We start from the raw sequence: 22,460 nt of genomic DNA on the forward strand, positions 1-22,460 counted from the left end.
GTTGTGACGTTAGTCGCAACCTCTTTTTTGTGTCCGCTAATAGCTTGAAATAGTTCATAAAAAACAAATTAGTGTGTAATTAGCCACGTATTGTGAAAATAATACGTGTTATAAAAAAGTTTTCAAAATTTTCTATCATTTTAATTTCATAAAAGGATAATTATTTATCGTTAGTATAAAGCCCTGATACATAGCTATTGACAAATAAAAATTAAAAAACAATGAACTTTCATTTGTTTTTGATTAGAGAGTAAAGTATAATCTAATTGTAAATATTAGATTATGATTAGATTGATTGTTAGATAATGAACTTTTGATAAGTGGAAGGAAGGGTGATTGATAGTGAAAGTTGTTTCTAAGTGGATGATGCCTTTAATTGCAGTTGGGATGATTCTTGCACCTTATATCGAAACAGCTGTGAGTGCACAACAGGTATTTGCTGAAGCTCAGACAGCAGAGAAACAAACCGTGCAAGAAGAAGCAGAAATAGACTTGGAAGTGTTATTAGATGAAGATTACGCAAAGGTGGAAGGAGGTTATATTGAAAAAGAAAATGCCTTAGAATGGACGATTCAATTTGAAAAAAAGGCCAGCACGAATGAAGGACGGATTCGACTAGCAATTGATACAGCAGCTGCTGGGATTGGCACGGTAAAAAATGTTCGCGGACAGGGACTTTCTTCTTATGATTCAGAAGGTACAGATTTGAAGACAGAAGAAATTTCAGGTGAAACTTGGTATGTTGGAAAGGTTTATTCGACAGAAGCAAAGAGCGGGACGCTGACTTTCGAGACAGAAAAAGGGACAGAAATCACAGATGGGGAACTTCCCTTGCAAGTTGTCGTAGATGAAAAAGTGCAAGAAGAAAGCGCCGATGAAGAAGTAAAAGAAACAGATAAAGAAATAGAAACAAGTAAAACAGAAGACAACGCAACACAAAACACCACAGATGAAAGCGTCCAAAATGAAGATGCTGAAAAAACAAACACCACAGAACAACCCAACGAAACAAGTGAAGTAGAAAGTCAAGGAACACCATTGGTTAGAAATCAAAGTCCGCTGTTTGCGGGTATCCTTGAAAGACTTGGCCCCACAGCAACAAATGATCCTTACAAATATATTTATCCAACAAACGGAAATACACAACACCGTTACCCATATTTTGCAACAAATGATTATACGAAAGTATTAGCTGGTGGACAAGAATCTGCTACATATACTGGTGATAAAGGTGAACTATACGAGAATGGCAATGACGAACCAATTTCAGATGAAGAATATCAAAGTGGCGGAGCCAATTGGCGTAATTATAACTATGCAACTGACAATGGTTCAACAGCAGGAACTGGCGAAACAGATACACGCGCACCGACAGTTCAACTGTGGGGAAATGATCGAACATTTGCAAATAGTTATTTAGACTATAGTGGTGCTTATATTAAAAAATGGGTAGAACCTGTTTTGCAAGAAAGCACTAGTAGTGAGATAAACCCAGAAGACAATACCACATTATACAACGTTTATCTTGATGTGATTGGTGGAGAAAACCGTGATGTTCAACCGGTAGATGTTGTTTTCGTATTAGACAAATCAGCAAGTATGAATGAAACCACGGGTACAAATAATAACCAGTCAAAAAATAATGCTTTAGTAGAAGCCGTTGAAGAACTCAGTCAGAATCTACTGTCCAACCCAACAATGGATGCACGAATCGGAATGGTCAATTTTTATTCCAATGGCAAAGCGGGAATCAATTCGAATGTAACAGCAATGACAAATGATATTAGTAGGCTAACTAACCAAGCGAGTAACAATGCGTTATACAAACTACCCAGTGGCGGAACACCTCTTTCATTGGGACTAAGAAAAGGCTATGAAGTTTTATACGCAAATAACGGTGGTAACGAGAGGAATCCAGAAAAAATCTTAATCGTTATTGGAGATGGTATTCCAACGTATAGTTACGGACCAGTTAAAAATAATGGCAATGTTATGTCAAGTAAGGTCGTCACGACAACAGTGGATAATATTGAACCTTTCAAAAATTTTGAAACCTATTCTGGAAATACATCAGGTGCAGGTTTTGTTGGACCGCTGACTTATCCAAGTGATTTTAATCGACCATCTGGCAATCGATACACTGGTGGTGAGGTTAAAGATAATGAAAGTACATCGCTTTGGGTTGGCGATGGTTCAGCCAATAACAGCACAGCAGGAAATGAGAATTCAGATGAAAAAGCGGCAGCAATTAACACAGTGGCTTATCATCACTGGTTAAAAAATAAGATGACTGACCCACCGAATATTTTCACGATTGGTCTAGGAATCGATGGTTCTGTTAGTGGCCGTCAACGATTGGATGCGATTGGTCGGAATGTGTTACAAAATATTGCTGATTCCAAAGACGACGGGACCTCGTACTATTACAATGCAAGCAATAAACAAGATATTGTTACAGCGCTAGAATCGATTTCTTCAACATTTACAAAAACAATTCGTCAAGCAACTTTGTATGATGAAACTGGTTTTAATGTTTCCTTATTTAATGGCGGAACATCGGCTGAAATCAACTATTATCATCTTGATAATAACTCGGAAGGTAGCGTTCGCTATCAAGCACCGGAACTATGGGATGAGGAAAAGCATGGACAAAGGCCAGCTGATGTTGTAGCAATGCCGACTAGTTATCAAGGACGAGATAATCATGCCTATAAATTTTCACCAATTTCGTTGGGTGAAGGCGAAATGGTACGAATCAAGTATCAAGTGAAACTAGATGGTGGTGCCCAAGATGGGAATTTCTACACCGTCAATAACTTAGCCTATATCCAAAACCAAGAGGATTACGAGAATGATGTTGAGTCAGGGAAAATGTTTTTCCCGGCACCGTCGATTCGTTTTGAACATCCTGACCGTAATCTACAGATTAAGAAAACTGGAGAAGATGGACAGCCATTAGCAGGTGTGTTGTTTGGCTTATATGATGCAGATCCGAGCTTGTCTGAAGCTAATTTAATTGAGCAAAGTCGAACGACAGATAATGGACAAGCTATCTTTAATACGAAGATTGATGTACTAAGTGATGGAGAAGACGCTACTAGTGATGTTTATTGGGTGAAGGAAATTGACGGACCTGAAAGGTATGAACTAGTAGAAGAAGCCTTAAAGTTCCAAATCAAAAAACATATCGCAAAACCTGGTGAATCATTAGGTCATTACGAATTAACTGTGGCAGGGACTTCAGGTAACCGAGTAAGCGAAATCAATGATACCGAAGGTGATGATCCTGATTCTTATTTTGAAGGAAGTCATCATAAATTATCAGTCGTTCAGAAGAAAAACGAATCAGAAACGGACTTTGCCGAACTATTTGTACAGTTAGAAATGAAAAATGAGTACAAACCTGTTCAACTAAACTTGAAAAAGGTAGCCAAAGAAAGTCGATTAGCAATCGATGGCGCTGAATTTTCTCTTTATGAAACGAATGGTTCGGGGGAACTTCAAGGGAAGCCTGTGGCAAAAGGCGTTTCTGGCGAAAGTAAAGATGCTACTAAAGGAACGTTGACTTTTTACGAGATTGATGACACCGGAACGTATGTGTTAGACGGAAATGGACAAAAAAAAGTCTATTCTTTAGCCAAATCAGGCAGCTTTGTTCATTCTGGCGATGGTTATCAATATGTAGAATATCGAGTTGTTGAAACAAAAAATCCCGCGGGGTATCAAGACCCAGTGGAAGAAGAGGACTGGTTATTACAGATCCAAAATAATGATCGGATCCGATTAAAACAAATAAATGCAGCAGATTGGACATTCTTGTCTTATACCGTTGATGAAACTGATAATACGTTGTGGATCGAATTTGAGGTTGAAAATACCTTCTTATATCGAGAAGTCCGCGTGAAAAAATTAGATGCGAATGATCAGCTGTTAAATGGTGCAGGATTTACGATTACAAAAGAAAATGATGCATCTTTCCCTGCTTACCGTGCCTATACAGGGAATCCGTTAGAGCCAAACACGGAACGACAAGCGGATGGTATCGGTTATTTCTACGCCTATCGTTACCATACTGAAAAATATGCTGATTTAGACTATGATATACCGCTGAGATTGATGCCAGGTGAATACACAGTTACAGAAAGCGTTGCACCAAGTGGCTATCAATTATCCAATAAAGTCTTTCAATTTGAAGTTAATGAAGAAGGTAATTTTATTGTTGATGGAATAAATCTTGATGAAGAGTCAGCTCAATCCCCAACTGGCTACCAAATGATTGACGATATTTTAGAATTAACTTTAACGAATGACTTAGCTCCAATAGATTTGACACTGGAAAAATTAGACAGTGTAACCAAGCGAAAATTGGAAGGTGCAAGTTTTAGTATTGAAAAGCAGCTAGAAGATGGTTTTGAGTTAATTGAAGATGGTTTGGTGGTGAATGAAGATGACTTAGCCACTTTTGTTGCCAAAGAGTTAACAGCTGGTAATTATCGAATTATTGAAACAGAGGCACCAGAAGGTTATCGAAAATTGCCGGGCTATTTCTTGTTAACCATTAGTTACCGAGAACAAGCAGCGCTAGATGGGGATTCAAAAGTCATTCCTGGAAAGGAAAAGGGAAGTTTGAAAGCAGAAATAGCTTATTATCCGACAATGGATGCAAGCTCTCCGGCTGAAACAAAGGAACTTACTTATGAATTGATTGATAACGAGAGAATTGCGTTGTCAGTTGAGGTAGGTAATGATACGGAAAATCCACTTCCAGCTACAGGCGGTCAAGGTAGGCAAATCTTTATGCTGATCTCAGCAATTTTAGTTGGCTTGGCTGGAATAGTTGGTGGAAGTTACTTCTATTATCAAAACAAAAGAAAGAAGGGATTAAAATGAGTCGCAAACTGTTAAATCTAGCTGGTGTGATACTAACGACTCTTTCTTTTCTTTTCATTCCGATGACAATCGTTCAGGCACAAACTAATGATGAAGTTGAGATTATTTTGCATAAGCGCATCATTCGTGATGTGGATTACAGTCAGGAAAATTTTGAGATGTATGAAAATGATGGCAAAGAAATTGATAAGAAGACGACGGATGTAGATGTCATCACACAAACAACGCCATTGAATGGAGCAAAATTTCAGGTGTATGATCTGACCGAATACTATGGTAAAGCAAATAATGGGACAGCAAAACAATTTGTGCAAACCATGGCGGGCTACAGTTTCCAACAGATTGATACATTGATTGAAAAAGAAGCAATTCCATTGGTTGGCACCATTCAAACACAAGATGAAGGTGAAACAAATGGAAAGTATGGCGGAGGAATCGGCAGAATTCGTCTTCCGCGAAAGAGTAACGCCCAAGATGCGGTGTATTTGTTTGTTGAACAAGAGACAGATACGGGGAGTGGAACGAATCTGGCTAAAGATACATTGACTACTCCTCTAGCCGTTGTTTTACCAATTATGGATCCAATGGACACAGCGAAAGAACTACAAGAAATTCATTTATATCCCAAAAACATTGGCTATTTACGAGATCCTTATTTCTTTAAATATGGCCGAACAAAGGGGACAAATGGAGAAGGTACTCCATTAGCAGGAGCAAAATTTGTCCTGTATAAACTCGAAGATGGGGAAAAACTTTATCTGACAGCTGATTCTACTAAAAGCTTTAACAGCAAGTGGGAGAAAGCAAAGAATAATGAGCCATTAACAGACGAAAATATTCGTAAATATCAGTCAAAAGACAATGGGTTAGTCGACACAGATGGTTTGCTTCTAGCGCCGAATACTTATTATTTTGAAGAAGTTCAGAGTGTTGAAGGGTATGAGATTAACGAAGAAAGTAAAAAAATCGAGGTGAAAATTCCTGCTTCATGGGTTGATGATGAAGGAAACGAAACCTTTGTAACTGTTGCTGGGCAAAAAATGTTGGAACTGCATTCAGGAAAAGTACCTGAGGAGGCAAAAGAAAGTGCAACACCGCGCGTTTATAATGAACGACAAAAAACACCTACAAAAGATTCAGAAGAACCGACGAATATTGGGAATAAACCGCCATTCAGTAAGTTTCCACAAACAGGTGCAGTTAAGACAGGGGCGTTTTTGCTTGGCGTCATGATTCTGGTAGGCGTTGGGTATTACTTGCGAAGACAAAAAACAACTAAAAAAGGTTCATAGGAGGAAAAAATGAAAAAATTTTGGAAAGTACTAACGATTATGGGGATGCTTGCCCCACTGTTTCAAGGATTTGGGACTAGTGTTGATGCAGCAGAAGTAGAAACGAAACCAGAGGAAGTAACGATTACGCTACATAAACGTAGTTTCTCATCACTGCCTGCTGAAGTACCTAACAATGGACTCGAGGATAATGATTTTGGTGGTGATCCGTTACCAGGTGTCGACTTTAGTCTGTTTGATGTCACAGATGTCTATTATGATTTGCTAAAAGACAATCCAACAACAGTTGAAGCAGATGATGGAATGACCTCAGCAGAAGCAATCCAATTGATTCAAACTGACCTTACGAGTGAATGGTTCCAAGATTACCAGTTGACAGCTGAAAAAACTGTCACGACGACTGGCGTGGGTGTAGCTGAATTTAGTGAATTAGAAGTTACAGAAACAACAGGTGAAAAACGGGATAAAGCGTATCTGTTTTTAGAAACATATTCGCCAGCTGCTATTGCCAAAGTGGCAACACCAATGGTCGTTTTAATGCCAGTGATGATGCCGAATACAAATAATCCAGGGCAATGGTTAGACACATATAATGATGATATTCATTTATATCCAAAAAATGAAACACAAGAGTCTAGTAAAGTCATGAATATTGATCCTTTTGAATTACAAGAAATCGAATTAAGCGATGGGTCGACAATTTCTTACGCGGATTTAGAAAAAGGACATGTAATCAATTATACGATTACTGCTCCGATTCCTTATTTTATTGACTCAGTAAATGATGACAGCACACCAGTAATCAATCACTTTATCATTGAAGATAAACCAACTGCTGGCTTAACTTACTTTGATCAAGAAATGGTTGTGACAGCGGGGACGACAGAGCTAACTTTAAATGAAGATTATACATTGGAAGAAGTAGACAATGGATTCAAATTAACAATCTTAACAGAAAAAGATGGTACAGCTAACACAACTACATTGGCTAAACTTGCTGCTGCGCGTGGGGGACAACTAACTGTCAACTATGCGATGAAACTTACAGCAACAATCACGCCTGATGTTCTTCAAGATAATTCGGCAACAATCAATATTGGACGCGGTGATGCGTATGACTACTCAGAAGATGTGGTGCCACCAGAAAAAGTAGTGACAGGTGGCCGTCAATTTGAAAAGTATGATGCATCAAGTAAAGCGAAACTTGGGGGAGCAGAGTTTGAGTTATGGGATGCAGCAAAAGAAAAATATGCTGTTTTCTATAAAGATGGGGCTGCCCTAAGTAGTTATCAGAACGATGCAGATAGCGTTGAATGGGTTGACGATCAAACAGGTGCCACTAAGTTTGTTTCTTTGGTAGACACTGGGAAATTTGAAGTCCAAGGATTAGAGTATGGCACTTATTACATGAAAGAAGTGAAAGCTGCTGACGGCTACGCATTACCAGCTGGGGCTGCTGCGTTTACAGAGTTTACGGTAGAACTTGGAAGCTATAACGGTTTTGAAGAAATTGGGCAACCAACTGATGTAGAAGTTCCTAATACGAAAAAAGGTGCTTTACCTTCAACTGGTGGAAACGGAATTTATCTGTTCTTGCTAATTGGTTCATTCTTAATGCTAGCTGCTTATGGTGGCTATCGTAAATTAAAAAAACCAACAGAAATTTAAGGACATGAAGAGTGGGCGATGATAACTGATGTTAAAGTTGTCGTTGCCCATTTTTTAATTAATCAAACGTTGGCGAAAGAGGTGAGAGATAATGAAGAAACTGACAAAAAGAGAAAAAAATCAAGCGCAAGAAGAGCCGCTAGGTCTGTTTTTAAAGGGCAGTGCTTTGACGTTGTTTTTGATTGGTTTCTTTATTTTCTTGTATCCATTTGTTGTTGATTCGTTGAACAATGTAATTGACCAAGCTAGGCTACAAACTTACCAACGAGAAGTTCGCCAAAAAGGAGAAGAAGAACAAAAAAAACGGCTAAGCAGTATGGCAAAAGTAAATCAACAGCAACGCGAACAAGGCTTGCTGATTGGTTCTGAAAAATTAGAGGATTATTTCTCAAAGAGTTTCCAAAAGAAAGAGGGAAAACAAAACCAACAATTGAATAATCATTTAATTGGAAGCATCTATATTCCTAAAATCAACGTTAGTCTGCCAATTTTTGATCAGACGAACGAATTGTTTCTGGAAAAAGGAGCGACTTTACTGCAGGGAACGTCCTATCCAATTGGTGGGAAAAGTACACACGCAGTGATTACGGGACACAGTGGTTTGCCCGAGAAAAGATTGTTTACCGACTTAGAGCAATTAAAAATCGGCGATCAATTTTATATTGAAACGCTGGGCAAAAAACTAGCATATGAAGTTAGTCAACTCACGGTTGTTTTACCAACTGACGTGGATGCCTTAGCTATCAAAGAAAATGAAGATTTAGTGACTTTATTGACATGCACGCCTTATGGGATAAATACGCATCGTTTATTAGTTACAAGTAAACGGATTCCTTATGAGGAACAGCAGGCGCAATCAGCGGAAAAGCGAGTAGCAACGTATCATATCAGCAGGTTTATTTTACTTGGGCTGATCTGCTTGGTTCTTTTGGCTAGTGTTAGTCGTTGGTGTTGGCTAAAATGGAATCAGATAAAAAGTAAGGATTTTTATTATTCCTTAGCATTTTCACTTTTTGTAGACGGCCAACCAAAAGAAAATCAACCTGTGTATCTTACCGATTGGAATCAACAAATAATCATGGATGCACAGGGACAACCTGTTCAACAAAACAGTGATGCGCAGGGACGCGTTTTATTTGAACAATTGCCAGGGGGACGCTATAAAGTAATCATCAAAGAGAAATCAAACGAACAGATTGTAAAAGCGAGCATCAACAATTACAAGAAGTTAGTTTTTGTGTTGAAAGTGAAGCGTTTTGGCAACTATCGTCTGAAAAAACAAAATAAGCAATTTATTTTGTGGAAGAAAACGAAAGAATATCATAAATAAAAACAAAAAAAGACTGGGAAAATTCAGTCTTTTTTTCGTATCTATTTATGAATCAGAAACAAAAGTAAAATTAGGGAGTCATGAGTGTGGAGAAATAATCTGTTTTATCTGCTTCAGTAATTGTTCGCAGTATGCGACAGGGATTTCCAACAGCAATGACGTTTGCGGGAATATCTTTTGTAACGACACTGCCAGAGCCGATAATTGTATTTTCGCCAATGGTCACGCCTTGATTCACCGTAACGTTTGCGCCTAGCCAAACTTTGTTGCCAATTGAAACTGGTTTCGCATAGCAGGCACCAGCTGCTCGTTCTTCTGGGTCAATTGCGTGATTGGTAGTAAAAATCCCAACACGTGGTCCAAATAAGACGTCATCGCCAATTCGAATTTCTGCACCATCTAGTAAGATACAGTCAAAATTGCTATAAAAACGTTCACCAATATGAATGTGTTTGCCAAATTCGCAACGAAATCCTAGTTCGAAAAAAGCAGATTCTCCAACAGAACCAAGTAAGTCAGATAGAATCTTTTTTCTGGCAGGTTCATCTGTCCCGTAGAGGTTGTTGTAAGTCAGAAGTGCCCGCATTGTTGTTTGGCGAGTCTGAATCAGTGTGTCAGCTAAATCGTTGTACATCTTTCCGGATTGAATAAAATCAAGATAGTTCTCTTTCATAATGCACCTACTTTGTTTAGTTTGGTCTTTCTTTCAGTTAAGCATAATCTGATTACAAAGACAAACAACTTTGTTAGTAGAAACTCGTGGATAAACATTCATACTGACCCGTGTATCATGGGAACGCATCTACGTGTTGTAAAAGGTATATGCTTAAGTCAAATGTTTATTGGTGGTACAATTAATGGCAGAATGAATCGAAAAGTGAATTAAGGTACGCTAGTTTTTTATGATGAAAGTTGGTGAGTAAGATGCTACGTGAGGTATTAGTAAAAGATGCTGCGGCATTAGCTACAATCAATGCTGATGATCTGGGCTATGAATTAGACAAACAACGTGTTCAAGAAAAAATCAGAGAATTTCAGCAAGATTCATTGCATCATTTTTTGGTCGTTTTCGAAGACTCGAATGAAGAAGTAGTCGGCTATGTTCACGCAGAAGTGTATGCGACATTGTATTCGGAAACGATGTTCAATGTCTTAGGCTTAGCTGTAGCAAAAAGAGCACGACATCAAGGAATTGCAACTTTATTGATGACTGCATTGGAACAAGAAGGAAGGCGGCGGAAGTATGCGGGAGTTCGACTGAATTCTGGTGAAGAGAGGATGGGTGCTCATCAATTTTATGAAAAGTTAGGCTATCAAGCAACAAAAAGCCAGAAACGTTTTATAAAGTATCTTTGAAGTTTGAAGATGGGTTTTAAAAGCATAAAAAATGAGAGGCTAGGATCTTACAGTTTCCTAGTCTCTCATTGATTTATTGGTTGCTACAGGAAAACAACATTTATTCAAACATTTTTTTCGCTGCTCTTGCAAGTGTTGGTATGTCTTTATCATAACGTGGTGTTTTGACAAGACGTGACATTGGGATTCCAGCAAAATGGAACGCGGCAATCTCACCAGAACGAACAGCACTTTGTTCTGTAAAAATCATTTGATAAGGTTGTTCGACAAATTCACCTGTAAAGGCAAGATTTGTTGAATGTTGTGGAATAACTTTTGGTCGATCTGTTTTTGCACGATTATTGAACAATGCAGAAGCATAGGGCATATACACTGGAATGTTATTAATAACACTAGCAAAAATTTCTTCTTCTTTTTCTCTGATATTTACTGGACCAGGGTCAACTTTTGAGAGTTGTCCAATCAGTTCTTGCAGCATTTCTCGACCAGTCATTTCAATGTAAGGCTTATTCACAAATTCACCGTGACGACGTGGGTAAAGGAAGTAGCCCCAAATAACCGTTTCGTTTGGTTTTTGTGAAGTAAAGTGTGGTTGATGATGAACCACGATCGACATATTGACATCTTTATGTCCTAAAGGTGTGATTGGCGTTGTTGAAATAAATGAATTTAATGCATTGCCAGGTTCTTGAGTTGTGATTCTTGCAATTTCATTCAACAACAAATGATTTTTGGTTGTTAAAGTAAAGCTGACCCATTCACTAGTGTCTCGATCAGCGAAAAATTTATCAGGATTTCCTAGATTATAGAAACGTTCACTTGCTTTTTTCCATAAACTTGAAGCGGCACCATAGTCCATATTTTCGGCAGCAGGTGTTTCGTAATCGCCCAAAGTTGCTGAGTCAGTGATTGATCCATTAGTAAAGATAACAGCTGTATCGTCGTCAACAATGACATGTTCTTTTTCGTTTGTTTCTGTATTGATCATTTCTAAACCAGTCACAGTGATTTCATCTTGCATAGGTGTTTCTTTGAATTCCCAATCAGTGACTAAACGATTTAAGATAATTTGACAACCTTGATCTTTTAAATAATTGATTAGTGGTAACATAATACTTTCGTATTGATTGTAGCGAGTACGATTGACCCCTACTAAATGTTCGATTTGAGTAAATTCATAAATCATTTGGTGCATGTAACGACGAAGCTCTTGAGCAGAACTTTGAGTACGGAAAGCAAAAGTTGTTTCCCACATGAACCAGAAATTCGTTTCAAAGAAATGAGGAGAGTCCTTGAAGTATTCAGCAATTGTCACGTTGTCTAATTTTTCTTCTTCTGAATCAGGCATCGAAATTAGTTTTGTTAAGAGCAAGCGATCTTTATTGTTGAATCCTAATTTTCCACCATCAATAATTCCTTTTCCGCCTTCTAACAGACGTGCTTTATCATATGTCCGATGCTTGGCATCGAAATCGCGCGTGTCTTCGGCTGCAGTCATCCCTGGCTCTGTTGCAGATGGAATTCGGCTGAGCAAATCCATCAAGTCAACATAAGTTCGATAGTTGAGCATTCGACCACCACGAGCGATATACCCTTTTGTGTTTTCCATCGGATGATTTTTATTCCAGTATTCATCTGTGACAGTGTCTGTCGGTGCCCCATCATTTGCACCATGGTCATCTAATGAGTAAAAGGTGATTTGATTTCCTTGCCATTTTCCTTCTTGAATTAAATACACAGCAGCAGCCATATTGGCAATGCCTGCCCCGATCATGATTGCTTTACTTTTTTTCATTGTGATTCTTCCTCCAGTACTTGGCTTTGGCAACTATTAAATGATGATTGGACGACTAGATTGATTCATATTCGTCATATAAATGACTATCGTCTTCAAAGAAACCAGTTTTCTTTCCAACGATCAGTGCGCCAATTGCTAGTACACCTAAACCAATGCTTAATTTTATTAGTTTTTTGTTCATAAGAAAATCCTCCTTTATTTCTCGTGACATCCTTCTTATGCTTTAAATGATAGACCCAATTTTTGAAACAACCAAATGATACGCGTGCTGAAAAAAAGATTTTTTGACAAGTTTTGTTGTCTGTCTAATTTATCAAAGCAATATGAAAAAGAATTCTTTTTTGTTTTGATTGGACGAGACCTCTTGCATTCTTTACAATAAAGTTATGGAGAATGGAAGAGGTGTGATAAGCGATGTTTGATGAAACGTTTGTTTTCTATTTAGAATGGGCTATTTTTATTTTAAATATTTTTTCCATTTTAATTTTGATCGTGGGAATATTTTTGGTGCTTAAAACGCTGTTTCAGTTTCACTCAATAAGAAAAAGTTATGCACAAAGAAATCAACGCAATGCAGAAGTTAGAAAATTGTTGGCTAGTTATATTTTATTGAGTTTAGAAGTGTTAGTTGTAGCGGATATCGTTGAATCGATTATTCGACCAACTTGGGCAGACATTTTGAAGTTGGCTGTGATGGTTATCATTCGAACAGTGATTTCTTATTTCTTGAACAGGGAAATTTCAGATAAAAAAAACGAGCAAGGGGGAGTGAAGGATGAAGGATATGTTGAGTGAACAATTCTTATCTTATGCACAATACCTCGTTTTAGGATTTAACTTTTTTGCTATCTTATTGTTGTTGTGGGGAGCGGTATTATCTGCAAAAGATTTCTTCTATTTTTCATTTGATAAGCAATTAAACAAGCAAGCAAAAATCAAAAAGAATACCGAAGTTAAAAAAATGTTAGGTGGCTACATTCTTCTAAGCTTAGAAATTATTATTTCTGCTGGAATCATCGAGTCAATCATCAAACCAACGTTGAAAGATATTTTTCAACTAGCGGCATTAGTAGGGATTCGCACGATTATTTCTTATTTCTTGAATGAAGAGTTGGGTGCTATTCATCCTTCTGAAAATGAAGAATGAATAGCACGTAAAGGAAACCAGCTAATAGATGAAATAAATGAAGATGGTTGAATTATTTTCACGAGTGGAAGTTTCTTTTGGTGTAAGTCCAAGACGAATTACTTGAACCTATGAAATCAAAAAAAGTGAGCCAAAACATTTTTCTGTTTTGGCTCACTTTTTTGAGCTGAATAAAAATAACTATATAATCGTTTGTTTAAAGTTATTTTAAATTCAATAAAGGTTTTGTTTTTATTTTTTTGTTCTTATTTTAACAAGATGGATAGTCAATTGTATATCCATTGAAAAGGCTTGCTTGTGTAGTGGGTAGTGGTATAATTTAAAATGGTTAAGTAGCAAGTGTCTGTTCTAAAAAACAACAAAATGTTTTAAAAAAGAGTACAAAAAAAGCACCGAATACAGTGCCAAAGTTTGTTTACGGACTAAGCCTTATTTTAACTCGCTATGTTGTTTTGAATGCTACCAACAAATATATTTTATCACATATTCGAGAATACACAACAGAAATATTCTTTTTATTTTTTACAAGGATCGTTACAGAAGAAAATCCGGGAGGGGTAAAGATGAAGAAAAATTACACGATTGGCCTTGATATTGGAACAGCGAGTGTCGGGTGGGCAGTACTGACAGAAGATTATGAGTTGATAAAACGAAAAATGAAAATTTCGGGTAATACACAAAAAAAAGCAGTCAAAAAAAATTTTTGGGGTGTTCGCTTATTTGAGCAGGGTGAAACAGCTGAAGGACGCCGGTTGAAACGAACGACTCGCCGAAGAATCGCTCGACGCCGTCAACGAATTCAATATTTGCGTACAATATTTGATGAAGGAATGAATCAAGTTGATGCGAATTTCTTTGCTCGTTTGGATGAGAGCTTTTCTATCATAGATGAAAAAGAAAATGAACGTCACCCGATTTTTGGAAATGTAGCAGAAGAAGTAGCTTATCATGAACAGTTTCCGACGATTTATCATTTACGTGAGCATTTAGCCAATTCCTCTGAGCAAGCAGATCTACGTTTGGTTTATCTTGCACTAGCGCACATCATTAAATTCAGAGGACACTTTTTGATTGAAGGGGAGCTGAATACAGAAAATTCTTCTGTTTCTGGGACGTTTGAACAGTTTATTAAAGTCTATAATGAAACATTCAACGTTGAAAAAGCATTGGACTTAACGGTCGATTTAGACGGGATTGCCGAGCAAAAAATCTCTCGCATGAAGCGAGCAGAACTGATTTTAAGTTTATTTCCTGAAGAAAAAAGTACAGGAGACTTTGCTCAATTTATCAAAATGATTGTTGGAAATCAAGGAAATGTCAAAAAAACATTTTCGTTGAATGAAGACGCTAAAATCCAATTTTCAAAAGAAGAGTATGAAGAAAATTTGGAAACGTTACTTGCTGAGATAGGTGAGGATTTCCGTAGTGTATTTGATGCAGCAAAAAGTGTCTATGATGCGATTTCGCTAGCCAATATTTTGAAAGTAACGGATGCTACGACACGTGCCAAATTATCAAGTAGTATGGTTGTGCGTTTTACAGATCACAAAGAAGATCTAAAAACATTGAAGCGATTTGTTCGTGAAAACTTACCAGACGAATATGATGATCTATTTAAAAATAAAAAAGTAGCTGGGTACGCAGGGTATATCGATGGCAACGAGACACAAGAAGCATTTTACAAATATTTGAAAAAAACGTTGGCGAAAGCGACAGGCGCGGAAGGTTTCTTAGCAAAAATGGAGCAGGAGGATTTTTTGCGCAAACAAAGAACTTTTGATAACGGTGTGATTCCTTATCAACTTCATTTAGAAGAATTAAAAGCAATTATCAAAAATCAAAAATCCTATTATTCATTTTTGGATGAAGAAAAAATTAGTCAGCTCATGACATTTAGAATTCCTTACTATGTAGGTCCGTTGGCTAAAGAAAAGGGACAGTTTGCTTGGCTAACGCGAAAAGAAACGGGGAAAATCACACCTTGGAATCTGAATGAAAAAGTAGATATTGAAAAATCAGCAACGGACTTTGTGGAACGGATGACAAACAGCGACTCTTATTTGCCAATGGAAAAAGTCTTGCCTAAGCATAGTCTGTTATATGAAACATTTACTGTTTACAATGAATTGACTAAGGTGAGATACATTGATGATAACGGGCGTGCACAAAATTTTTCGAGTAAAGAGAAACGGCAAATCGTCAATGAGTTATTTAAACAACAACGAAAAGTCAAAAAAGAAATGCTAGAGGCTTTTCTGAAAAATGAGTATGGCATTGAAAATCCAAAGGTTGAAGGAATCGAAAAATCTTTTAATGCAGGTCTGGGGACATATCATGATTTAATCAAACTGGGGATCCGCCCAGAGTTATTTGAGCAACCAGAACATGAACAACAATTTGAACAAATCGTGAAAATATTGACTGTCTTTGAAGATCGTAAAATGCGCCGTAAACAATTAGAAAAGTTCTCCAACATATTGACTGAAGAAGAACAAAAGCAATTGGAACGTAAACATTACAAAGGCTGGGGACGTTTATCTGCCAAACTGATTCATGGTATTGTTGACCAAAAAACACAGAAAACGATTCTCGATTATTTAATTGATGATGATGATCTACCGAAAAATCGTAACCGTAACTTTATGCAACTAATTAACGATGAAAATCTATCTTTTAAAGAAGAAATCGAAAAAATAGCTTTTGATAATGACAAGAGCACAGAAGAAATCGTACAGGAACTAGCAGGTAGCCCCGCGATCAAAAAAGGTATTTTACAAAGCTTAAAAATCGTGGAAGAAATCATTGATATCATGGGAGAATTACCAACAAATATTGTTGTAGAAATGGCGAGAGAAAACCAAACAACTGCTCAGGGAAATCGTGCTTCGAAAGCGCGCATGAAATATTTAGAAGAATCCATCAAAAAATTAGGTAGTAGTATTTTGGAAGATGAACCGATTAGCAAAGACGCTAATTTACTAAGAAATGATCGTTTGTTCTTGTATTATCTGCAAAATGGGCGTGATATGTATACCGGCAATGAGTTAGACATTAACAACTTATCTTCCTATGATATCGATCACATTATTCCTCAAAGTTTCGTCAAAGATGATTCAATCGACAACCGCGTGTTGACTACCTCTAGCATGAATCGTGGAAAATCAAACACGGTACCTGTTGAAAACGTAGTAAAAAAAATGCGACCTACTTGGGAAAGACTTTTGGCTTCTGGTCTAATCAGTAAAAAGAAATTTAGTTATTTGACGAAAGCAACCAACGGCGGTTTGACTGAAGAGGACAAAGCACATTTCATTCAACGTCAGTTAGTTGAGACACGCCAAATCACGAAAAATGTAGCCCAGATTTTACATCAAAAATATAACAATGAACAATCATCCGAAAAACCAGTTCGTGTGATTACGTTAAAATCTGCTTTAGCAAGCCAGTTTCGAAAAGACTTTTCGTTATATAAAATTCGTGAACTTAATGATTATCACCATGCACAAGATGCTTACTTGAATGGGGTTATTGCTCAAGCTTTATTGAAAGTTTATCCGAAACTTGAGCCTGAATTTGTTTATGGTGAATACCAAAAAGTTTCGATTCGTGCCCTTAACAAAGCCACAGCTAAAAAAGAAACCTATTCAAATATCATGAAATTTTTTACAAACGATGAGGCGTTAACGAATACCGAAACGGGCGAAGTCCTTTGGAATCGTCAAAGAGACATCAAGACAATCAAAAAAGTGATGAACTATCATCAAATGAATATTGTAAAGAAAGTTGAAATACAAACAGGTGCGTTTACGAAAGAATCAATCTTACCTAAAGGACCTTCGAAAAAATTGATTGCTAGAAAAAACAATTGGGCACCTGTCAATTATGGCGGGGTTGACAGTCCAACAGTGGCGTATTCTGTTATTATTACTCATGAAAAAGGAAAAGCTGCAAAAGTTGTCCAACAATTAGTCGGAATCAAAATTTTAGAACGTCAAGCGTTTGAACAAGACGAAGTCGCCTTCTTAGAAGAAAAAGGCTTTATCCATCCCAAAGTTCAATTGAAGCTACCAAAATATTCTTTATATCAATTTACTGATGGTCGCCGCCGCCTATTGGCAAGTGCGGAGGAATCACAAAAAGGCAATCAAATGGTCTTGCCAGTGCATCTGATTGAATTGCTATATCATGCGAAACACGTGAGCGATTCTAGTGGTAAAAGTTTGGAGTATTTGAACGAGCATCGCCACGAATTTGCTGAATTACTAGAAGCAATTTTACAGTTCACTGAACAATATATTGATGCGGGAAAAAATCAGAAAAAAGTCCGTGATTTATATGAAAAGAATCAGGATGCTGATATGAGAGAACTAGCTTCTTCATTTATTCAGTTACTTCAATTAAATAAACAAGGCGCACCAGCCGATTTCAAATTCTTTGGTGAGACTATTCCACGTAGAAGATATAAAAATACGGCAGAAATAGTTGATGCAACATTTATTAACCAATCAATTACAGGATTATACGAGACTCAAAGAAGGTTGGTCTGAGTTAATGGGTTGGCGGACAGTAGTAGTAAATACGCATTCTAAATTGACTTACAAAAACAATCATCTAGTTTTTCGGACATATGATCGACAAGAATTGATCCATCTGTCTGAAATTGATGTTCTCTTACTGGAAACAACAGACATTACGTTAACTACCATGTTAATTAAACGTTTGATTGATGAAAATATTCTGATTCTTTTTTGCGATGATAAACGTTTGCCTATTGGTAAATTGTTATCTTTCTATGCACGTCATGATAGCAGTTTACAATTAGCTCGGCAGTTGGAATGGGAAGAAAACAGAAAAGCGGAAATTTGGACCGAAATCATTTCACAAAAAATCTTGAATCAAAGTCAGTTGCTAACTGGCTTTGATCTTCAAGAGAAAGCAGCTTCACTCCTCAACTTGCAAAGCGAGTTAGAAATTTTTGATCCAAGTAATCGCGAAGGCCATGCCGCAAGAATCTATTTCAATGCCTTGTTTGGTAAAGAGTTTACACGTGAGGCGGACAATGCAATCAATGCCGGGTTGAATTATGGCTACACGTTATTATTGAGTATGTTTGCAAGAGAGGTTGTTCAAACAGGTTGCATGACGCAATTTGGATTAAAGCATGCGAATCAGTTCAATGATTTCAACTTAGCAAGTGATTTTATGGAACCATTTCGACCGTTAGTTGATCACATCGTTTATGAAAATCGACATCAGGAATTTCAAGTAATCAAGCGATCGCTATTTGATTTGTTTACGAACAACTATCCTTATCATAACAAAAAAATGTTTTTGACCAATATCATCAGTGATTATACGAAAAAAGTAGTGAAATCACTAAATAAAGAGATAGAAGGGGCGCCTAATTTTAGGATATGAGCTATCGTTATATGAGAATGATTTTGATGTTCGACATGCCGACAGAAACTGCAGAAGAAAGAAAAATTTATCGGCGATTTCGGAAATTCTTGCTTAGTGAAGGTTTTATTATGCACCAATTTTCTGTTTATAGTAAGATTTTGCTGAATAACACTGCCAATACTGCTATGATCAATCGCTTGAAGCAACATAATCCTAAAAAGGGATTGGTAACAATTTTGACGGTTACGGAAAAACAATTTGCACGAATGATCTATTTGACAGGAGAACAGGATACTTGCATTGGAAATTCGGATGCAAGGGTCGTTTTTTTAGGAGAAGCATATGATGAATCTGAACTTTAAGCTACTTGATGAATCGTTAAAATTAAATTTATCAACGATTTTAGTAGTTGAAGATGTAAAGACTTACGCACGTACCGTTGAACAGTTTTATCGCTATGATGAGATGAGCGAACTAAAATTGTTTGATAAAAATCAAAAAAATCTCAAAGAATCTGAACTGATTTTGATAACAGATATCTTGGGGTATGAAGTAAATTCACCTGCAACATTGAAATTTATTTATGCAGATTTAGAAAATCAGTTGAATGAAAAGCCAGAAATCAAAACCAAAATTGATCGTTTGTCGATGGAAATTGCCAAAGTGATGCAACACGAATTGTTAGAACATGCGCTAGATCTTGAAGAAGATGAGTTGACCCTCATGGAGATATTTAAGTGCTTAGGAATACGGATTGAAACGAAAAGTGATACCATTTTAGAAAAAATGATTGAAGTAATCCAAGTATATCGTTATCTAGTGAAAAAGAAGCTATTGGTATTCGTGAATGCTTGTTCTTATTTAACCACGACAGAATTACAAACATTAATTGACCATATTTCTTTATACAATGTAGATGTATTATTTTTAGAACCTCGACCAGTTGAGGGAGTTGCACAACAAATTCTAGACCAAGATTATTTTTTGGCAAGAAGATAACAGATAGGACTAATTTTTTCGTTCTTTGACAAGTAAATCAAACCAATGAAGCATTCAGGCTGAAGCCTTGCTATGGGCGAATAGTGCGATTACGGAACCTCAAAAATTTGAGCCGAGGTTTTAGAGCTATGTTGTTTTGAATGCTTCCAAAACTACGTGCTTTAGAGATACGTAAAGAGTTTGGTTTTAGAGCTATGTTGTTTTGAATGCTTCCAAAACTCACTCAGCTTTTGAACAGACAAGGGTAAAGTTTTAGAGCTATGTTGTTTTGAATGCTTCCAAAACGACTATTTTGAAAGTAGTTCATAATCCACTGTTTTAGAGCTATGCTGTTTGACGGACAAACTCATCTGTTTCTGAAAGCAAGCAGTACACATTCATACGATCAAATAAAAAAAGATGTAACAAATGGAAAAATAACAATGATTGAAGATGCAAAAAATTTTGAAGGAAATCCAGTGGTGAGGGTTATAGCACAAACAAGTAAAGAAGATGTCGGAAAGAGTGACACGCTAGGACGAAGCGATTTCCAGTTCCTAGGTGCTAATGCTGAATTATTTACACCGCTACTTAGCAAATAGATAGGCAAAAAAAGTGTAAAGGAAGTATTTATGAAAAAGGTTGTTGTTACACTCATAATAATAACTATCCTTGTCGTAGGGTTTCTTTTCGTAGACGCTAAACGTACAGAAAATCTACTACAAAATAAGGTTGAAAGTACCACTACAAGTGATGAAGAGGTAAATGACAGTTCAATCCAGTTCAAAATTATTGATTCAAATAAAAGAGATTTGGGAAAAATGATTAACCTGAATAAGTTAGACTCAAATGAAATCTGTTTTATCTTTGATTATTTGCCTTTCGATTATTATACTGGTCTTTATTTGGATGGCGAAGAGGTCCAGCAACCAACTGGTGCCACTAAACTGGAATTTGGTTTTTATTTGGATGAAGACAAAAATAGTCAGTTTTTGAAAAAAGGGAAACACAAGATTGATATAAAAATAGTTGAAACTAAAGAAGATATTAAAAAAAGGCAATATTTTGAAGAAATATCTTTTGAATATTCCATACAATAATGCTTTAGAGCTATACTGTCTTGAATAGGTACAAAGAATATTTTTGGCACAAATCTGAGAGGAATACTAGAAACTGTGAAATTTTGTTAATTACTTTAAGTTTTTTTGCTACAAAAACTCATGATTCATGAGCTTGATAGGATGATCCTCTCTACTATATACATAATGTTCACCGAGAATAGATAAAGATACGATGTCACTGGAAAATACTTGATATAATCAGAGAAGTAACGAGTACAGATTCAAAGTAGGGAGACTTGAGACTTTTAAATAAACTTCATTTGTTGTTTGAGTTGCAGGTTGATCGTTTCTAGCGTAAAGTTTGCTCTTGTGATTGTATTTCTGATTTTTACGATAATCATATTAGGGACAGTTTCATAAAATTCATAAAAATTAATACAAAAAATCCTACAAATACAGTGTTTTTTACTGTGATTGCAGGATTTTTTTGCTTATTATAAAATGAAAAATCGAAGAGCTGCTAAAGAGATCATCCCTACGATGACAATTACTAGTAAGTTTTTAGAAATGATTGCACTGATTACTGTTGGCAAGGAAGCAAGTAAGTTTTCCCAGTCAATGCTTGGAAGATGTCCCAGGTTTTGAATGAATAAACTATTGAACCATAAGGCAGACATGATAACGATTGGTACGAAGCTCAAAAATTCTGCTACGGGTTGGGAAAAGTTCATTCGCTTAATAAAAAGAAAAGGTAAGACTCGTGATAACCAAGTCGCTAAGCCGCAACCTAAAATAGTAAAAAAAAGATAACTAGTAGAATACATGTTTCATCATCACCCCAAATCCACAGCCTAAAAGTGTTACCACAATAATTAATAAATTACTTGGTATAAAGATTAATCCAAGAACGATTAATACGAGTGTAAATAGAATAACGGAAAATTGCAGAGAAAGAGGTAATGTCCGATCTGAGATTACCTGAAGATAAAGCAGGCCAATAAACATCGCAACAATTGCAAAATCAAGTCCGAGTTGTTTGGGATCGTTAATAAAGTTACCCATCAGAGCACCAATCATTGTTGCTCCAACCCATGTTAAATAAGAAATAATATTTGCTGTATTGAGCCACTCAAATGACAGCTTTCCTTTACTAAAATTCAATTTGTTCATTCCCAACGCAAAACTTTCATCTGTTAGTAGTGTTCCTAGCATCATATTTTGTGCTAATGTATTTTCTTTCAAATAATTTGCTAAGGTTGTACTCATTAAGATCATACGTGAGTTGACTAGAAAAGTGGATAAAATAATTGATAATACAGGGCTTGAAACAGTTAGCATGCTGACAGTGATGAATTGTGCAGAACCTGCGTAAACAAAAGCTGAGAGCATGAAAATAACGAATAAATGAAGACCAGCAGCGTGTCCAACGACACCGAATGCAATGCCAATGCCGATATACCCAAAAACAGTAGGCAAAGTATCTTTAATGGCTGTTTTATAATCTAATTGTCCGTTCATCCTTTTTCTCCTTTCTTGATGT

18 protein-coding genes are annotated in these 22,460 nt (G+C 36.6%); 13 read left to right on the top strand and 5 right to left on the bottom strand.

Features of this window, described 5'->3' with window-relative positions; translation table 11 throughout:
* Positions 1 to 342 precede the first annotated feature (342 nt).
* The 4 genes from IGJ66_RS01445 (at position 343) to IGJ66_RS01460 (ending at position 9,180) form a co-directional block, all read left to right on the top strand.
* On the top strand, positions 343 to 4,890 hold the full coding sequence (locus IGJ66_RS01445; RefSeq protein WP_430617009.1) for a SpaA isopeptide-forming pilin-related protein: 4,548 nt from the start codon (positions 343 to 345) through the stop codon (positions 4,888 to 4,890).
* Complete coding sequence (locus IGJ66_RS01450; RefSeq protein WP_430616714.1) at positions 4,887 to 6,182, top strand: pilin N-terminal domain-containing protein; 1,296 nt, start codon at positions 4,887 to 4,889, stop codon at positions 6,180 to 6,182. Before IGJ66_RS01445 ends, IGJ66_RS01450 begins: the two co-directional genes overlap by 4 nt.
* A gap of 9 nt (positions 6,183 to 6,191) precedes the next feature.
* On the top strand, positions 6,192 to 7,850 hold the full coding sequence (locus IGJ66_RS01455; RefSeq protein ID WP_430616715.1) for a SpaH/EbpB family LPXTG-anchored major pilin: 1,659 nt from the start codon (positions 6,192 to 6,194) through the stop codon (positions 7,848 to 7,850).
* A gap of 91 nt (positions 7,851 to 7,941) precedes the next feature.
* Positions 7,942 to 9,180 (top strand): class C sortase, encoded by a 1,239-nt coding sequence (locus IGJ66_RS01460; RefSeq protein WP_430616716.1) that lies wholly within the window; start codon positions 7,942 to 7,944, stop codon positions 9,178 to 9,180.
* Positions 9,181 to 9,250: 70 nt separating this feature from the next.
* Here the strand turns inward: IGJ66_RS01460 and IGJ66_RS01465 are convergent, their stop codons facing one another.
* Positions 9,251 to 9,853 (bottom strand): sugar O-acetyltransferase, encoded by a 603-nt coding sequence (locus IGJ66_RS01465; RefSeq protein ID WP_086270563.1) that lies wholly within the window; start codon positions 9,851 to 9,853, stop codon positions 9,251 to 9,253.
* 251 nt (positions 9,854 to 10,104) lie between these two features.
* Between IGJ66_RS01465 and IGJ66_RS01470 the strand changes: the two genes are divergently transcribed.
* Complete coding sequence (locus IGJ66_RS01470) at positions 10,105 to 10,536, top strand: GNAT family N-acetyltransferase (RefSeq protein ID WP_067483157.1); 432 nt, start codon at positions 10,105 to 10,107, stop codon at positions 10,534 to 10,536.
* A 100-nt stretch (positions 10,537 to 10,636) separates the two neighbouring features.
* Here the strand turns inward: IGJ66_RS01470 and IGJ66_RS01475 are convergent, their stop codons facing one another.
* Together IGJ66_RS01475 and IGJ66_RS01480 are read right to left on the bottom strand one after the other, a co-directional pair.
* Positions 10,637 to 12,331: an oleate hydratase gene (locus IGJ66_RS01475; RefSeq protein ID WP_067483155.1), complete on the bottom strand. Its 1,695-nt coding sequence runs from the start codon at positions 12,329 to 12,331 to the stop codon at positions 10,637 to 10,639.
* 55 nt (positions 12,332 to 12,386) lie between these two features.
* A complete protein-coding gene (locus IGJ66_RS01480; RefSeq protein WP_067483153.1) occupies positions 12,387 to 12,515 on the bottom strand; it encodes a methanol dehydrogenase in 129 nt (42 codons plus the stop codon).
* A 233-nt stretch (positions 12,516 to 12,748) separates the two neighbouring features.
* Between IGJ66_RS01480 and IGJ66_RS01485 the strand changes: the two genes are divergently transcribed.
* The 8 genes from IGJ66_RS01485 to IGJ66_RS01520 all read left to right on the top strand — a co-directional run bounded on the left by IGJ66_RS01485 (position 12,749) and on the right by IGJ66_RS01520 (position 20,959).
* Complete coding sequence (locus IGJ66_RS01485) at positions 12,749 to 13,129, top strand: DUF1622 domain-containing protein (RefSeq protein ID WP_071868594.1); 381 nt, start codon at positions 12,749 to 12,751, stop codon at positions 13,127 to 13,129.
* Complete coding sequence (locus IGJ66_RS01490; protein ID WP_067483149.1) at positions 13,110 to 13,481, top strand: DUF1622 domain-containing protein; 372 nt, start codon at positions 13,110 to 13,112, stop codon at positions 13,479 to 13,481. Before IGJ66_RS01485 ends, IGJ66_RS01490 begins: the two co-directional genes overlap by 20 nt.
* 563 nt (positions 13,482 to 14,044) lie before the next feature.
* Positions 14,045 to 18,028, top strand: coding sequence for a type II CRISPR RNA-guided endonuclease Cas9 (gene cas9, locus IGJ66_RS01495; protein WP_430616717.1), 3,984 nt, complete (start codon positions 14,045 to 14,047; stop codon positions 18,026 to 18,028).
* Positions 18,029 to 18,032: 4 nt separating this feature from the next.
* Positions 18,033 to 18,899 carry a type II CRISPR-associated endonuclease Cas1 gene (cas1, locus tag IGJ66_RS01500; protein ID WP_075490984.1) on the top strand — a complete coding sequence of 289 codons (867 nt, stop codon included), beginning with the start codon at positions 18,033 to 18,035 and terminating at the stop codon, positions 18,897 to 18,899.
* Complete coding sequence (cas2, locus tag IGJ66_RS01505; protein ID WP_430616718.1) at positions 18,896 to 19,243, top strand: CRISPR-associated endonuclease Cas2; 348 nt, start codon at positions 18,896 to 18,898, stop codon at positions 19,241 to 19,243. Before cas1 ends, cas2 begins: the two co-directional genes overlap by 4 nt.
* Positions 19,227 to 19,880, top strand: a complete 654-nt coding sequence (gene csn2 / locus IGJ66_RS01510; protein WP_430616719.1) for a type II-A CRISPR-associated protein Csn2 — start codon at positions 19,227 to 19,229, stop codon at positions 19,878 to 19,880. The genes cas2 and csn2 overlap by 17 nt, the downstream gene beginning before the upstream one ends.
* A gap of 422 nt (positions 19,881 to 20,302) precedes the next feature.
* Positions 20,303 to 20,461, top strand: coding sequence for a hypothetical protein (locus IGJ66_RS01515; protein WP_430616720.1), 159 nt, complete (start codon positions 20,303 to 20,305; stop codon positions 20,459 to 20,461).
* Between the two features lie 30 nt (positions 20,462 to 20,491).
* Positions 20,492 to 20,959, top strand: coding sequence for a hypothetical protein (locus IGJ66_RS01520; protein ID WP_430616721.1), 468 nt, complete (start codon positions 20,492 to 20,494; stop codon positions 20,957 to 20,959).
* A 455-nt stretch (positions 20,960 to 21,414) separates the two neighbouring features.
* Here the strand turns inward: IGJ66_RS01520 and IGJ66_RS01525 are convergent, their stop codons facing one another.
* Together IGJ66_RS01525 and IGJ66_RS01530 are read right to left on the bottom strand one after the other, a co-directional pair.
* Positions 21,415 to 21,744: an AzlD domain-containing protein gene (locus tag IGJ66_RS01525; RefSeq protein ID WP_071868598.1), complete on the bottom strand. Its 330-nt coding sequence runs from the start codon at positions 21,742 to 21,744 to the stop codon at positions 21,415 to 21,417.
* Positions 21,731 to 22,438, bottom strand: a complete 708-nt coding sequence (locus IGJ66_RS01530; RefSeq protein WP_430616722.1) for an AzlC family ABC transporter permease — start codon at positions 22,436 to 22,438, stop codon at positions 21,731 to 21,733. The genes IGJ66_RS01525 and IGJ66_RS01530 overlap by 14 nt, the downstream gene beginning before the upstream one ends.
* Positions 22,439 to 22,460 lie beyond the last annotated feature (22 nt).

Source organism: Enterococcus sp. DIV0176, from assembly GCF_050528535.1.
Taxonomy (GTDB): Bacteria; Bacillota; Bacilli; order Lactobacillales; family Enterococcaceae; genus Enterococcus_B; species Enterococcus_B thailandicus.